This is a genomic window from Streptomyces sp. NPDC048565 (assembly GCF_040650935.1).
Classification (GTDB): Bacteria; Actinomycetota; Actinomycetes; order Streptomycetales; family Streptomycetaceae; genus Streptomyces.
On the sequence record NZ_JBEZIH010000036.1, the window covers coordinates 37,413 to 50,629 of the forward strand.

A 13,217-nucleotide genomic window follows, 5' to 3' on the forward strand; every position below is an offset into this window, starting at 1 on the left:
GCGCTCACCCGCGTCCGGTCAGCCGGTCAGCCGCACGGTCCCACGCCCCCGGGTCCCCCCGCGGGGTGTAGTGGCGCAGTTCCTGCGTGCGGGCGACCAGCCTCCGCATGTCCGTCAGCCCGCCCACGAGACCGTGGGCCCGCGCCTGGAGCAGCACATTGCCGAGGGCCGTGGCCTCGGCGGGCCCCGCGGTGACCGGCAGACCGGAGGCGTCCGCGGTCCACTGACACAGCAGCTCGTTGCGCGAACCCCCGCCCACGAGATGGATGCGCGTCAGCTCTCGCCCGGCCAGCTCCGCGGCCTCGCGCAGCGTCCTGCGGTGGGCAAGCGCGAGGCTCTCCAGCACGCACCGCACATACCCGCCGGGACCGTCGGGCGTCGCCTGCCCGGTCCGGGAGAGAGCGGCGCGGATCCGCGACGGCATGTCACCGGGAGCCAGGAACACCGGGTCGTCCGGATCGATCACTGCGGCGAACGGCCGTGCGCGCCCGGCATGGGCGAGGAGAACCGCGAGGCTCGTCGGCGTGCCCTCGCGCTCCCACGTACGACGGCACTCCTCCAGCAGCCACATCCCCATGATGTTGCGGAGATAGCGCACCGTGCCGTCCACTCCGCGTTCATTGGTGAAATTCGCGGCCCTCGACGCCTCGGTCAGCACGGGTGCGTCGAGTTCGAGGCCGGCCAACGACCAGGTGCCGCAGGACACATAGGCGCATCCCGGGCCGGTGGCCGGGACCGCTGCCACCGCCGACGCCGTGTCGTGCGAAGCGACGGTCGTCACCTGCGTGTCCGCCGGCAGACCGGTGAAGTCCGCGACGTGCGGAAGCAGGGTCCCCGCCCGACCGCCCGGTTCGCGCAACGCGGGGAAGAGCGAACGCTCAAGACCCAGCCGCCCGATCAGGGCATCGGACCACCGGCCGGTCCGCGCGTCGAACAGAGCGGTCGTCGACGCGTTGGTCACTTCCGCACCCACCGAACCCGTCAGCCAGTACACCAGCAGATCGGGCATCAGCAGCAGCGTCCGGGCCGCCGGCCACTGAGCCGTCGCACGGTGGGCGGCCAGCTGGAAGACCGTGTTGAACGATAGATGCTGCAGGCCGCCGACGCCGTACAGCTCCTGTGCGTCGAAACGGGCCATGACCTCCTCGGCGGCAGCGGTGTTGCGCCTGTCGCGGTAGTGGTACGGGAGGCCGAGGAGCGCCCCGTCCGCGTCCAGGAGGCCGTAGTCCACCGCCCAGGTGTCGATGCCCACCGAGGTCACGGGACCGCGGTGCGCAGCCGCCCGCAGCCCCTCCAGCATCCCCTGGTACAGGGCGAGTACGTCCCAGTGCAGCCCGTCGGGGAGCAGGACGGGCGTATTGGCGAAGCGGTGAGCCTCGGTCAGCTCCAGTTCGCCGGGGCCGACCCTGCCGGTGATCACCCGACCGCTGGTGGCGCCCAGGTCCACCGCGGCGAACACCGGGTCGTGCCGTGAAGTCGCAGACATGGAGAATCTCATCCGATCAGGGCGAAGCCCGCGCCCGGGCGTGCACGCAGCGGCACCCGGAGCGCGGCACGGTGGCACAGGGTCAGCGCAGGAACGCCGCCGCCACACCGGCGTCGACGGGAATGTGCAGGCCGGTGGTGTGAGTGAGATCGCCGCCAGTCAGCGCGAAGACGGCGTTCGCGACATGCTCCGGGAGCACCTCCCGCTTGAGGATCGTGCGCTGGGCGTAGAACTCGCCCAGCTTCTCCTCCTCGATCCCGTAGGTCGCCGCGCGCTGAGCCCCCCAGCCCGCCGCGAAGATTCCGGAGCCACGCACCACCCCGTCCGGGTTGACCCCGTTGACCCGGATGCCGTGCTCGCCCAGCTCGGCGGCCAACAGGCGTACCTGGTGTGCCTGGTCGGCCTTGGTGGCCGAGTACGCGATGTTGTTCGGGCCCGCGAACACCGCGTTCTTGGACGCGATGTAGACGATGTCGCCGCCGAGACCCTGGGCCCGCATCACCCGCGCCGCCTCACGGGACACCAGGAAGGAGCCGCGCGCCATGATGTCGTGCTGCAGATCCCAGTCCCGGGCCGTGGTCTCCAGCAGCGGCTTGGAGATGGAGATGCCCGCGTTGTTCACGACCAGGTCCACACCGCCGAAAGCGAGCGCGGCGGCCTTGAACGCATCGGCGATCTGCTCCTCGGACGTGACATCCACGGTCACAGCGACGGCCTTGTCCAGGCCGCCGAGCTCCTCGGCGACAGCCGTGGCGCTCGCGGCGTTCAGGTCCGCGACGACGACACAGGCGCCCTCCGCGACGAGCCGGTGGGCGATGGCCTTGCCGATGCCCGACCCCGCACCGGTGACGAGTGCGACCCGGGTGGCCAGCGCCTTCGGCTTCGGCATGCGGCGGAGCTTGGCCTCCTCCAGTTCCCAGTACTCGATGCGGAACTTCTCGGACTCCTCGATCGGCGCGTACGTGGAGACGGCCTCGGCGCCCCGCATCACATTGATGGCGTTGAGGTAGAACTCCCCGGCGACCCGGGCGGTCTGCTTGTCCTTGCCGAACGAGAACATGCCGACACCGGGCACCAGCACGATTGCCGGGTCAGCTCCGCGCATCGCCGGCGAGTCCGGCGCCGCGTGGCGCTCGTAGTACGCGCGATACGCCTCCCGGTACTCCTCGTGCAACACCCCGAGCCGGGCCACCGCCTCCTCCAGCGGCGCACCGGAGGGCAGGTCGAGGACCAGCGGCCTGACCTTCGTACGGAGGAAGTGGTCAGGGCACGACGTGCCGAGAGCAGCGAGACGCGGGTGCTCGGCGCGTGCGAGGAAGTCCAGCACAGGGGGCGCGTCGGTGAAGTGCCCGACCTGCGGGCGGTCCGTGGACGCCAGCCCCCGGATCACCGGGGCGAGGGCCGCCGCCCGCTCCCGGCGCGCCTCCTCGCCCAGGGCTCCCCGGCCGGGGAGTACGGGTCCGAACGGCTCGGCCCTGCCGTGTTCCTCCAGGAACGTCTCGGCCGTACGGATCATCCACAGGGCGTTGCGTTCGCACTCCTCGGAGGTGTCACCCCAGGCCGTGATGCCGTGACCGCCCAGGACGACACCGACTGCCTGCGGACTGGCCTCCTTCACCGCCGCGATGTCGAGACCCAGCTGGAATCCGGGCCGACGCCACCCCACCCACGCGACCTTGTCACCGAAGCACTCGGCGGTCAGCTTCTCGCCGTCGGCCGCGCACGCCAGGGCGATCCCGGAGTCCGGGTGCAGATGGTCGACGTGCGCGGCCTCGACCAGCGCGTGCATCGCGGTGTCGATCGACGGGGCCGCTCCACCTCTTCCGTGCAGGCAGTAGTCGAACGCCGAGACCATCTCGTCCTCGCGTTCCACCCCCGGGTACACGTCCTTGAGCGCACGCACCCGGTCCAGCCGGAGCACGGCGAGCCCCGCTTCGGTCAGCGTCCCGAGGTCGCCCCCCGAGCCCTTGACCCAGAGCAGTTCGGCTTCGCCACCGGTGACCGGGTCGGTCTCCGCCGCCTTGACCGAGGCGTTGCCACCGGCGTAGTTGGTGTTGCGCGGGTCGGATCCGGTCCGGTGGGCGCGCTCCAGGAGCGCGGCGACTTCGGCGTGCGTCGCGGACGTCATGAGGGTTCCTTCGAGAAGAGCGGGGCGGGTACGGACACGGGGACGGCTGGACGCGCAAGGGCGGGGGAGCGGGGACTCAGGCGCCCCAGCCTGCCTGCGTGCCTCCGACACGGTCGGCGGCGATGCGTTCCTGGTTGCCGGAGGCGAGGTAGGCCGCGAACGGGTCGCGCGCCAGGCCCAGCTCCTCGCGGACCTCGGCGAGCAGCGGGCGTACGTCCGTGTTGAACGCGTCCATGAACACGCCGTTGGAGGCAAGGACATCCCCGGACCGTTGCGCCGCGGCCAGCGCCTCGGCGTCGATCAGCAGCGCCTTGGCGGTGGCTTCCTGGACATTGGTGACCGAACGGATCACGGCCGGGATCTTGGCCTCGATGTTGTGGCACTGGTCGAGCATGAAATTCACGTTGGTCTCGGGCTCCAGGCCGCCGTTCTTGACCACCTCGTGCATGATCCGGAAGAGCTGGAAAGGGTCGGCGGCGCCTGCCATCAGGTCGTCGTCCGCGTAGAAGCGGGAGTTGAAGTCGAAAGCGCCGAGCTTTCCCTCACGCAGCAGGAAGGCCACGATGAATTCGATGTTGGTGCCCGGTGCGTGGTGCCCGGTGTCGACGACGACCTGTGCCCTGGACCCGAGCTTGAGGCAATGGGCGTAGGAGGTGCCCCAGTCCGGGACGTCCGTGGTGTAGAACGCGGGCTCGAAGAGCTTGTACTCCAGCAGCATCCGCTGGTCGTCGCCGAGCCGCTCGTAGACCTCTGCGAGCGCCTCGGACAGGCGGCCCTGGCGGCTCGAAATATCGTCCTGGCCCGGGTAGTTGGTGCCGTCCGAGAACCACAGCTTGAGGTCCGGTGAGCCGGTGGCGTCCATGATGTCGACGCATTCGAGCAGATGATCGGTGGCCTTGCGGCGGACCTTCGGGTCCGGGTGGGTGACCGAGCCCAGCTTGAAGTCGTCGTCCTGGAAGACATTGGAGTTGATCGCGCCGATCCGTAGCCCGAGCCCCTCGGCGTACCGGGTCAGCGCCGCGTAGTCGTCCACCCTGTCCCACGGAATGTGCAGCGAGACCTTCGGGGCGACCCCGGTGCCCGCGTGCACCTGTGCGGCGTCCGCCAGTTTCTCGAACGGGTCACGCGGGACGCCGGGCTGGGCGAAGACCTTGAACCGGGTCCCCGAGTTGCCGTAGCCCCAGGAGGGTGTCTCGATGACCTGAGACTTCAGAGCTGCCTTGACGGCCGACACATCAGACATGAACACCTCGTAAGCAGAGTCATCCGGCGACCGGTGAGGATCGGGATGTGAATCGTTTCATCCGGAACGTACGCTAGGTTTGTGGGCAGACACAGTCAAGCGGCTGGTCAGCTTTCTTCTTGATTTGAATCAATTCATCGAGCCCCTGGGCGGGAGCTCTCCGGAGGTGCCCGCCCCCTCCCGGGAGCCGGCACCCACCGTCATCCGGGAACGGTCAGTGCCCGGAACCCGTCAGACTCGGCTGGAGCTTCCGTACGAGCGTGAACAGCCGGTCCTCGTTCCCCGCGAGGCCCGCGCTTTTCAGTGCCTCGTCGGCCTCCTCGATCGGGGAGGCGAGCAACGGCATGTACAGAGGGGCTTCGGCCGGGTCGGCGAGTGCGGCGCGCGTGGCGGCCAGTAGACGGACGTATGCCTGGGCCGCAGCGATTTCGGCTTGGTGCATCTCAGCATCTCCCGGTCAGAGGTGTCGGACCGTCAAGCATCCTCCATGGGTCTGACAACGCCCTCGCGCGCAGCGACGAAGGGCCCCTCAGGGCCGTGCCTGTGGCGGCGGTTCGACCTCGAGGAAGCGTCGCCTGCGGGGCCCGCGGTACAGCAGGGCCGTCCACCCCAGCCGCCGCAGCACCGAGGCGCACCCGGCCAGCGCCTCCTCCTCGTCATGGGCCGCACCACTGCCGGGCGGACCCGTCCACTCGACCCGCACCGAGCCCGGCGCCTCGCCCTCGCACACGCGATACCCCGTGGCCGCCCGCGCCCCGGACGGCCCGACCGACGACGCGGGTATACCCCCGGCCTCCAGCGCCAACGCCACGGCCCGCAGCGGCCGGTGCAGCTCCCAGGGCGCCGGCACGCCTTCGGGATCCGGACGCCCCGCACCGGTCAGCCGCCTGATCTGCAGCATCCCTTCGAAGGCGGCCCGCACCTCGCCGGACCGCACCTCCGCGGCCCGCCCGTCCGAGGCTTCGTGCACCCCGGGGCCGTCCCCGGTCGCGGGCTCGAATCCACCGTCCCGCCCCTGCGGCGCGCTCATGTCCTGTCCCCTCGCCGTTCCGAGCCCTGTCGCCAAGTGTGCGGCCACCCACCGACAGTGGCCGTGCCGCCGCATCCGTCGGTACCCGTAAACTTGGCGCATACCGCACACCCGGAGGAACCACGCGCGTGTCAGACGACCCGGCCGGCCCGCCCGCCACCGAACGCACGGCCCTGCGCGCCGACTGCGCGAGCTGCTTCGGACTCTGCTGTGTCGCGCTGACGCTGACCGCCTCGGCGGACTTCGCGATCAACAAGGACGCGGGGACCCCCTGCCCCAATCTGGCGGAGGACTTCCGCTGCGGCATACACGCCAGACTGAGGCCCGCCGGCTTCTCGGGCTGCACGGTCTACGACTGTTTCGGCGCGGGCCAGAAGGTCTCCCAGGAGACGTACGCCGGCCGGGACTGGCGGACTTCCCCGGACACCGCCCAGCAGATGTTCCAGGTCTTCCCCGTCATGAGACAGCTGCACGAACTGCTGTGGTATCTGACCGAAGCCCTCACGTTGCCGGCCGCCGTGAGCCTGCACGCCGAGCTCCGGGCGTCCCTCGACGCGACCGAAGGGCTCACCCGTCTTCCCGCCGAGGATCTCGCGGAGCTGGACGTGTCGGAACACCGCGACGGGGTCGCGGCGCTGCTGTTGCGCGCCGGGAAGTTGGAACGCGCCGGCGTCGCCCGGCGTGGTAAGCGCAGCCGACGGGGTACCGATCTCATCGGCGCCCGGCTCACAGGTGCCGACCTGCGCGGGGCGGAACTCCGAGGGGCGTACCTCATCGCGGCCGACCTGCGCGGGGCCGACCTGCGCCGTGCGGAGCTCATCGGCGCCGACTTCCGTGACGCCGACCTCTCCGACGCGGACCTCACCGGCGCACTCTTCCTCACCCAGGCCCAGTTGAACGCGGCGAAAGGCAATGCGGCCACAAAACTGCCGGACTCCCTGACCCGGCCTTCACACTGGTCGAAGGATCGCCGCCCACCGCCTGAACGTCTCACAGACCCGTGACGAGGCCGTCGAGAGGGGCCGGCACCTCGCCGGGGCCGAGCGCCTCCACCAGCAGACGGCCGTAGCGGATCTTGCGGCCCTTCTTCGTGCCGAGGAAGCGCCGCAGCTGCTGTTCCCGGGGCCGGCCGTGCTGTGCGGGCTGGCGCATGAAGGTCTGCCAGGCCCGCAGGTCGCCCTCGGCCCGGATCACCTCCTCGGCCCGCGCGGTGCCCAGCGCACGGATGAGTTCGTCCTCCAGGTCCGCCACGCAGACGAAAAAGCCCTCCTGCGAAGCCCCGGCCCGTCGCAGACCGCGGTCGTAGAAGCGCTGTTCACCCTCGTCGCACAGACCTCTCAGCCGCAGCCCGAGGCCGGGCGGCCCGAGGAGAGCGGCGTAGCGGCCGATACTCATGGCTCCGCCCATCGCCACGACGCACACCCCTTCCGCCGCGAGGTCCAGGCCGCGGCGAGCGGCCAGTGCCTCGACCGCCGCGAGGTCGCTCGCCCCCTCGAGCAGCACCGCCGTCCGCACCCTCAGCCGGGCAGCCAGATCACTCGCCGGTGCGCGGGGCCCGCCGGTCGCCCAGTGGCCGACCGCGTCCCGGAATGCGCGCATCTCCGTCATGAGGGTGAGTCTGCACGTTCACCGACCCGAACGGCACCGGGCATTCCGTGACCTCCCGCCGCCGCAGGTGTCCCGTGCCGAAGTGGCCGTGACGCCTTGACGAGGTGAGGGCTCCTCGCCGAATCACGACGGTCAGCCGGTTGACGGGCGGGTCGCGATGCCTTCCAGGATCATCTGGACGAATCGCGGGCTGCCGTCGCGGCCGGCCGGGGCGTTCTCCCGGACCCAGGCGGCCCCGCTCATCAGGTCGAACAGTTCGTCGGGTGTGAGGTCCTCGCGTACCTGACCGGAGTCCTGAGCGGCCTTCAGCAGGCGTGCCCCGCCGCTGTGCATGGCACTGCACGCGGCGTGCGACGGCGTGCCCTCGTCGTACATGCTCCGGGTCAGGATGCCGACGAGTCCCCGGAACGTACTGAAGTGCCGTACGGCCCCTCGCATCCATTCGGCCAGGGCCTCCAGCGGGTCCTCGCTGCCGGCCAGTGCCTCGGCCCGGCTGATCAGGTCCGCCAGTCCCTCCCTGGTGGCCGCCTCGACCAGCGACGCCCTGGTGGGGAAGTGCCGGTAGAGCGTGCCGATCGCCACCCCCGCCTGTCCGGCGATGTCCTCCAAGGAGGCGTCCGCGCCCTGTGTCTCGAAGGCCTTCCGGGACGCGGACAGGATCGCGTCGTAATTGCGGGCACCGTCCGCCCGCTTGGGACGGCGCGCGATGTACGGCTGGGCATCTGGCACGGGTACCGCCTCCACTTGACTACCTGAGGGTGCCTCAGGTTAACTGCGTTCCCACCTTAACCTGAGGCCCTCTCACTATAGTCCCGGGCCGCTGAGCACGGAGGACAGCCATGACCACCGACACCGTCCCGGACGGCGTTCCCGCACCCAGGTCGCCCTCGGGACCCTGGGCTCTCGCCCTGACGGCCGTCGTCGGGGCGGAGTTCATGCTTCAGCTCGACGGCACGATCGTGAACGTCGCCCTGCCCACGCTCCAGGACGACCTGAGGGTCTCCGTCGCCAGCGGTTCCTGGGTCCCGAACGCCTTCCTGCTGGCGTTCGGTGGGCTGCTCCTGTTCGCCGGGCGCCTCGGTGACGTGCTCGGTCACCGCAAGGTCTTCCTGGGTGGGATCGGCCTGGTGGTGATCGCGTCCCTGTTCGCCGGGCTCGCCCCCAACCTGGAGGTGCTGCTCGTGGGCCGGGTGCTCCAGGGAGCGGGCGCGGCGATCGCAGGACCGACCGGACTGGCCCTGCTGGCCGTCGTCTTCGAGGGGGAGCGGCGTCAGCGCGCCTTCGGCCTCTACTCCACGGTGACCGGCCTCGGCGCGTCCGCGGGCATGGTCCTGGGCGGATTGCTGACCTGGGCGGGAGACTGGCGCTGGAGCCTGCTGGTCAACGTCCCCGTAGGTCTTGTCATCATCCTGATCGGTCTTCGCGCCCTGCGGCTCAAGGACGACAGCACGCAGGCCCGTTCGCTAGGTCTGCCCAGTGCCCTGCTGGTCACCCTCGCCGTCACCTCCGGTGTCCACGGACTCGTGCACGGGGCGGAGAGGGGCTGGGGGGACGGCATCACACTCGGCGCGCTCGCCGCGTCGGTGGTCCTGTGGGCCGTTCTGCTCGTGGTGGACCGGCGCGCCGTCGAACCCCTGCTGCCGGGCGAGATCTTCGCCGACCGCACGAGGGCCGGTGCCTTCGTGGACCTGCTGCTCCTCGCCGCGGTCCTCACCAGCTTCCTGATCTACCTGGTGCAGTATCTCCAGAACGTCCTCGGCTTCAACGCCCTGCAGAGCGGTCTCGCGATCCTGCCGTTCGGCGCCGCCCTGCTGCTGAGCACGCAGGTGCTGACGAAATTCGTCGCCACCGTGAAGCTGAAGATCAGAGCGGTCGGAGGTCTGGTCGTGGTGCTGGCCGGTGTCGGCTGGCTGACCCTGCTGGACGGCGACAGCTCCTACGCGACCGGAGTGCTGCCGCAGATCGTCCTGATCGGTGTCGGGGTCGGCCTGGCGATCATCCCGTTCAACATGGTCATTCTCACCACCGCACCGCCCGAGCACGCCGGCGTCACCGCAGGGATCCTGCAGACCGCGCTCACCGTCGGAGGATCCGTCGGACTCGCCGTGCTCCTCATCCCGTTCACCGACGGCTCAGGGCCTGCCGACACCATCTCGCAGGTCTTCGTCTGGGCATCGCTGATCACCGTGCTCGCCATCCTCACGGCCCTCGCCACGCCCGCGCTCACACGCCCCGGCCCGACGCCTCCGGACCGTCCTGCTCCAGAGCTGTCTTGAGACGCTCCAGCGTCGTACGGATGTTTCCGCGCTGGAATTCCGCGAACGTGTGTCCACGCGTCGCCACCCGGTCGAAGGCGTCGGCCAGGAAGTCGGGCCAGGACCGTCGGTTGTCGGTCCATGTCTCCGTGACCCGGGTGAGGCCGTCGACCGACTCGAAGCCGTACTCCCACAGTGCGATGGCGCCCGGCAGCAGTGGACGTCGCAACCCGATCGCGTGCACGCGGAAGGCGAACCGTTCACCCGGGTCGGCCGCCGTCACCGTACACCTGGTCGTCCAACGGAACGAGCCGCGCTTGTTGCGGCCCTCGAACACCATGCCGACATGCGCTCCCCGGCGCTCCCCGACCACCCGAGCACCCCGGTTCTCCGGACTCCATCGCCCCATCGCCGTAGGGTCGCTCAGCTGTTCGTACACCGTGGACGGTGCGGCCCGGATCAGGATGCTGTCCGACACGGACATGGTGCGGGGCATGAGAGGTACTCCTTGTCCTGGGCCGGCCGGGCATCTCGGGTGAGCCGGACGGATCATCTGCGAACACTTGGTGGTGCTGGTTCGTTGGACAGTGTGGCCTACACGCAACAGCGTCCAGAACACCGGACCCGAGGAGCCCGCACATGCCAAGCCCCAGCGAACCCGGCCCTACCCGCACCACCGTCACCGGCGACCGGACGCGTCTGGTGGAGCAGCTCATGGAGCGATTCCCCCATGTACCGAGAGAGGCCGTCCTCAAGGAGGACCTGCTGCGCGGCGGCATGGCGTTCGATGACTCCGCACTCAGCGACAACGAGCACGGGGACATCAAACCCAAGTCCTACTTCATCTTCTCCTTCGACCACGGCACCCTGCCCGAACTGGGAGCCGCCGCGCTGCGCCGCCCGCCCGAGGAGATCGTGCTCACCGGCGGCCCCTACGACCTCCGCCGCACGGTGGTGTCGGTGCGGGTCAATCCCGCCTCGCCGTACCGCGTCGCGTCGGGACCCGACGGCGTCCTCGGGCTCTATCTCGACAACGTCCGCATCTCCGACGTGGGCCTGCCGCCGATGCCGGACTACTACCGGCACACCCTGGCCAACGGAAAGTCCGTCATGGAGGTGGCGCCCACCATCCAGTGGGGCTATCTGATCTATCTCACGGTCTTCAGGGTCTGCCAGTACTTCGGCGCGAAGGAGGAGTGCCAGTACTGCGACATCAACCACAACTGGCGCCAGCACAAGGCGGCAGGCCGCCCCTACACCGGAGTGAAGGACGTCGAGGAGGTACTCGAAGCCCTCGCGATCATCGACCGCCACGACACCGCGCGGACGACCACCGCCTACACGCTCACCGGCGGCGCCATCACCTCCCACATCCAGGGGCGTGACGAGGCCGACTTCTACGGGCACTACGCCAAGGCGATCGAGGAGCGCTTCCCCGGCCGCTGGACCGGCAAGGTCGTCGCCCAGGCGCTCCCCAAGGCAGACGTCCAGCGCTTCCACGACTACGGGGTGCAGATCTACCACCCCAACTACGAGGTGTGGGACCGACGGCTGTTCGAGCTGTACTGCCCGGGCAAGGAACGCTATGTCGGCCGCGACGAATGGCACCGCCGCATCCTCGACTCCGCCGATGTCTTCGGTGCGCGGAACGTGATTCCCAACTTCGTCGCCGGAGTGGAGATGGCCGAACCCTTCGGCTTCACGACCGTCGACGAAGCCATCGCTTCGACCACCGAAGGCCTTCGCTTCTTCATGTCGCACGGCATCACCCCGCGCTTCACCACCTGGTGCCCCGAGCCCACGACCCCGCTGGGGAAGACCAATCCCGACGGCGCACCCCTCGAGTACCACATCAGGCTGCTCGACGCCTATCGCTCGGCCATGGAGGAGTACGGCCTCTCCTCACCGCCCGGTTACGGCCCCGCGGGCCCCGGACAGGCCGTGTTCTCGGTCAGTTCGTTCATGGACAGCCTGCCCGCCGGGAGCTGAGCCCGGGTCAGAGCGCCGCGCACCGGCCCCCGCCCGGTGCGCGGCGCCGCCCGGCGGCCGCAGTTCGTCAGGCGCGCCACTCGGCGGTGCGTTCCGGGGACGCGTCGGCCAGTGCCTTCGCGATGGCTTCGGCGTCGCCCCGGTTCCCGTACACCGGCGTGCCCGGCTGCTGGCGCCAGGACTCGTCGATGCCGCCCGCGTCGACGGTGTCGAAGCCCAGCTGGTCGATCAGATCGCGGACCGTCTGCTTGGCCGCCGGGTCGTCACCCGCGACCGGCAGGGCCTGCCGGCCAGGAGCTCCCTGGGGCTGCCCCTTGTCGAGGATGTCCTGGGCGTACGTGCCGTTGAACGCCTTGATCACCGGATGGCCGATCTGCTGCTCGGTCCACCGGCTCTCCGTGAGCCCGTCCTCGACAGCGGCGATACGTCCGTCACGCTGCTGCGGGTAGTAGTTGCCCGTGTCGATGACGGCGACATCGTCCGCCGCTCCGTCGAGGAGGCCCGAGGGCAGGTCCGGGACCGCCTTGAGCGGGACGGTCACCACGACGATCCGTGCTCCCCGCGCCGCCTCGGCCGACGTGACCGGCACAGCACCCGTTTCAGCGGCGAGGGCCTCGAGAGTCTCCGGCCCGCGTGAATTGGCGACCGAGACGTCATGTCCGAGCGCGGTGAGCCGCCGGGTGAGATTCCCGCCGATGTTGCCTGCCCCGATGATGCCGATCTTCATGAATCCGACCTTCCGATGCCGAGTGCCTGAAGTGAAAGGGTCTCGCCGGAACACCAACCCCCGGGGTACAGCCACTATTCCGGGTGCGCCGGATCGGTTCACCGCCCGGGGGACGGATGGGAGAGCTCCGGGTGGGCACGTATGGGAGAGAGAAGCGGAACCGCGATGCCCCACTTGGAGGTGGTGCCTGTGCTGCACGGCGTCGATGTCAGCGCCTACCAGACGGACTACGACACGGCAGGCTCGAGCTTTGTCCTCGTCAAGGCGACAGAGGGTCGTTCCTACGTCAATCCGAGACTGAAGAGCCAGGTGAAACGTGCCAGGGACGCCGACTGCGTCGTCGGCTTCTACCACTTCCTCTGGCCCGGAAACACGAAGGAGCAGGCGGCGTACTTCCTCGACAGGACACCGGAGCGCGAGGGCGACCTGCTCGCCGTCGACTGGGAACAGACGGGTGAGGGGACACACGCGAGCAACGGGGAGAAGGACAGTTTCATCCGGGAGGTGAAAAGGCTGAGGCCCCATCACCGTGTCCTGCTCTACTGCAACCGCTCCTTCTGGCTCAACTACGACACGACTTCGTACGCCGGGGACGGACTCTGGATCGCCGACTACGGCAAGGCGGGCGCACCGCGGATCCAGGCCGACTGGCGCATCCACCAGTACACCGACGATCCACTCGACAAGAACGTGGCCGACTTCTCATCGAGAAAGGAAATGCGTGCCTGGGCCACGGCTTGAGGGGGCGGCG

At 69.7% G+C, this 13,217-nt stretch carries 13 protein-coding genes; 4 read left to right on the forward strand and 9 right to left on the reverse strand.

Annotation, left to right across the window (positions count from 1 at the left end; all coding sequences use genetic code 11):
• Nucleotides 1-4 precede the first annotated feature (4 nt).
• From AB0C75_RS32540 to AB0C75_RS32560, 5 genes are all read right to left on the reverse strand, one after another.
• Complete coding sequence (locus AB0C75_RS32540; RefSeq protein WP_362895581.1) at nucleotides 5-1,486, reverse strand: rhamnulokinase family protein; 1,482 nt, start codon at nucleotides 1,484-1,486, stop codon at nucleotides 5-7.
• 82 nt (nucleotides 1,487-1,568) lie between these two features.
• On the reverse strand, nucleotides 1,569-3,614 hold the full coding sequence (locus AB0C75_RS32545; RefSeq protein ID WP_362895583.1) for a bifunctional aldolase/short-chain dehydrogenase: 2,046 nt from the start codon (nucleotides 3,612-3,614) through the stop codon (nucleotides 1,569-1,571).
• A 76-nt stretch (nucleotides 3,615-3,690) separates the two neighbouring features.
• Nucleotides 3,691-4,857, reverse strand: a complete 1,167-nt coding sequence (rhaI, locus tag AB0C75_RS32550) for an L-rhamnose isomerase (RefSeq protein ID WP_362895585.1) — start codon at nucleotides 4,855-4,857, stop codon at nucleotides 3,691-3,693.
• A 214-nt stretch (nucleotides 4,858-5,071) separates the two neighbouring features.
• On the reverse strand, nucleotides 5,072-5,299 hold the full coding sequence (locus AB0C75_RS32555) for a hypothetical protein (protein ID WP_362895587.1): 228 nt from the start codon (nucleotides 5,297-5,299) through the stop codon (nucleotides 5,072-5,074).
• Between the two features lie 87 nt (nucleotides 5,300-5,386).
• A complete protein-coding gene (locus AB0C75_RS32560; RefSeq protein ID WP_362895589.1) occupies nucleotides 5,387-5,887 on the reverse strand; it encodes a hypothetical protein in 501 nt (166 codons plus the stop codon).
• A gap of 128 nt (nucleotides 5,888-6,015) precedes the next feature.
• Between AB0C75_RS32560 and AB0C75_RS32565 the strand changes: the two genes are divergently transcribed.
• Nucleotides 6,016-6,891 (forward strand): pentapeptide repeat-containing protein, encoded by an 876-nt coding sequence (locus tag AB0C75_RS32565; RefSeq protein WP_362895591.1) that lies wholly within the window; start codon nucleotides 6,016-6,018, stop codon nucleotides 6,889-6,891.
• Here the strand turns inward: AB0C75_RS32565 and AB0C75_RS32570 are convergent.
• Both AB0C75_RS32570 and AB0C75_RS32575 read right to left on the reverse strand, forming a co-directional pair.
• Entirely contained in the window at nucleotides 6,878-7,495 is a 618-nt protein-coding gene (locus AB0C75_RS32570; protein WP_362895593.1) for a TOPRIM nucleotidyl transferase/hydrolase domain-containing protein, read from the reverse strand. The two genes, AB0C75_RS32565 and AB0C75_RS32570, sit on opposite strands and share 14 nt — an antisense overlap.
• A 132-nt stretch (nucleotides 7,496-7,627) precedes the next feature.
• Nucleotides 7,628-8,224, reverse strand: coding sequence for a TetR/AcrR family transcriptional regulator (locus AB0C75_RS32575; RefSeq protein WP_362895595.1), 597 nt, complete (start codon nucleotides 8,222-8,224; stop codon nucleotides 7,628-7,630).
• A 110-nt stretch (nucleotides 8,225-8,334) separates the two neighbouring features.
• On the opposite strand from AB0C75_RS32575, the gene AB0C75_RS32580 reads away from it, so the two are divergent.
• Nucleotides 8,335-9,771, forward strand: a complete 1,437-nt coding sequence (locus AB0C75_RS32580) for an MFS transporter (protein ID WP_362895597.1) — start codon at nucleotides 8,335-8,337, stop codon at nucleotides 9,769-9,771.
• On the opposite strand, the gene AB0C75_RS32585 is transcribed toward AB0C75_RS32580, so the two are convergent.
• The gene (locus AB0C75_RS32585) at nucleotides 9,719-10,246 is read right to left on the reverse strand and encodes an SRPBCC family protein (RefSeq protein WP_362895599.1); all 528 of its coding nucleotides are present in this window, start codon (nucleotides 10,244-10,246) and stop codon (nucleotides 9,719-9,721) included. The two genes, AB0C75_RS32580 and AB0C75_RS32585, sit on opposite strands and share 53 nt — an antisense overlap.
• Before the next feature lie 143 nt (nucleotides 10,247-10,389).
• On the opposite strand from AB0C75_RS32585, the gene AB0C75_RS32590 reads away from it, so the two are divergent.
• Nucleotides 10,390-11,739, forward strand: coding sequence for a radical SAM protein (locus AB0C75_RS32590; RefSeq protein WP_362895601.1), 1,350 nt, complete (start codon nucleotides 10,390-10,392; stop codon nucleotides 11,737-11,739).
• Nucleotides 11,740-11,806: 67 nt separating this feature from the next.
• Here AB0C75_RS32590 and AB0C75_RS32595 read toward each other — a convergent pair whose 3' ends face one another.
• Complete coding sequence (locus AB0C75_RS32595; protein WP_362895603.1) at nucleotides 11,807-12,664, reverse strand: NAD(P)-binding domain-containing protein; 858 nt, start codon at nucleotides 12,662-12,664, stop codon at nucleotides 11,807-11,809.
• Here AB0C75_RS32595 and AB0C75_RS32600 point away from each other — a divergent pair.
• On the forward strand, nucleotides 12,656-13,207 hold the full coding sequence (locus AB0C75_RS32600; protein WP_362895656.1) for a glycoside hydrolase family 25 protein: 552 nt from the start codon (nucleotides 12,656-12,658) through the stop codon (nucleotides 13,205-13,207). The genes AB0C75_RS32595 and AB0C75_RS32600 overlap by 9 nt on opposite strands.
• Nucleotides 13,208-13,217 lie beyond the last annotated feature (10 nt).

Coding starts and splice junctions, on each gene's coding strand:
- AB0C75_RS32570 (WP_362895593.1), bottom strand. CDS start 7,495: ATGACGGAGATGCGCGCATTCCGGGACGCGGTCGGCCACTGGGCGACC.
- AB0C75_RS32545 (WP_362895583.1), bottom strand. CDS start 3,614: ATGACGTCCGCGACGCACGCCGAAGTCGCCGCGCTCCTGGAGCGCGCC.
- AB0C75_RS32560 (WP_362895589.1), bottom strand. CDS start 5,887: ATGAGCGCGCCGCAGGGGCGGGACGGTGGATTCGAGCCCGCGACCGGG.
- AB0C75_RS32585 (WP_362895599.1), bottom strand. CDS start 10,246: ATGCCCCGCACCATGTCCGTGTCGGACAGCATCCTGATCCGGGCCGCA.
- AB0C75_RS32580 (WP_362895597.1), top strand. CDS start 8,335: ATGACCACCGACACCGTCCCGGACGGCGTTCCCGCACCCAGGTCGCCC.
- AB0C75_RS32590 (WP_362895601.1), top strand. CDS start 10,390: ATGCCAAGCCCCAGCGAACCCGGCCCTACCCGCACCACCGTCACCGGC.
- rhaI (WP_362895585.1), bottom strand. CDS start 4,857: ATGTCTGATGTGTCGGCCGTCAAGGCAGCTCTGAAGTCTCAGGTCATC.
- AB0C75_RS32555 (WP_362895587.1), bottom strand. CDS start 5,299: ATGCACCAAGCCGAAATCGCTGCGGCCCAGGCATACGTCCGTCTACTG.
- AB0C75_RS32540 (WP_362895581.1), bottom strand. CDS start 1,486: ATGTCTGCGACTTCACGGCACGACCCGGTGTTCGCCGCGGTGGACCTG.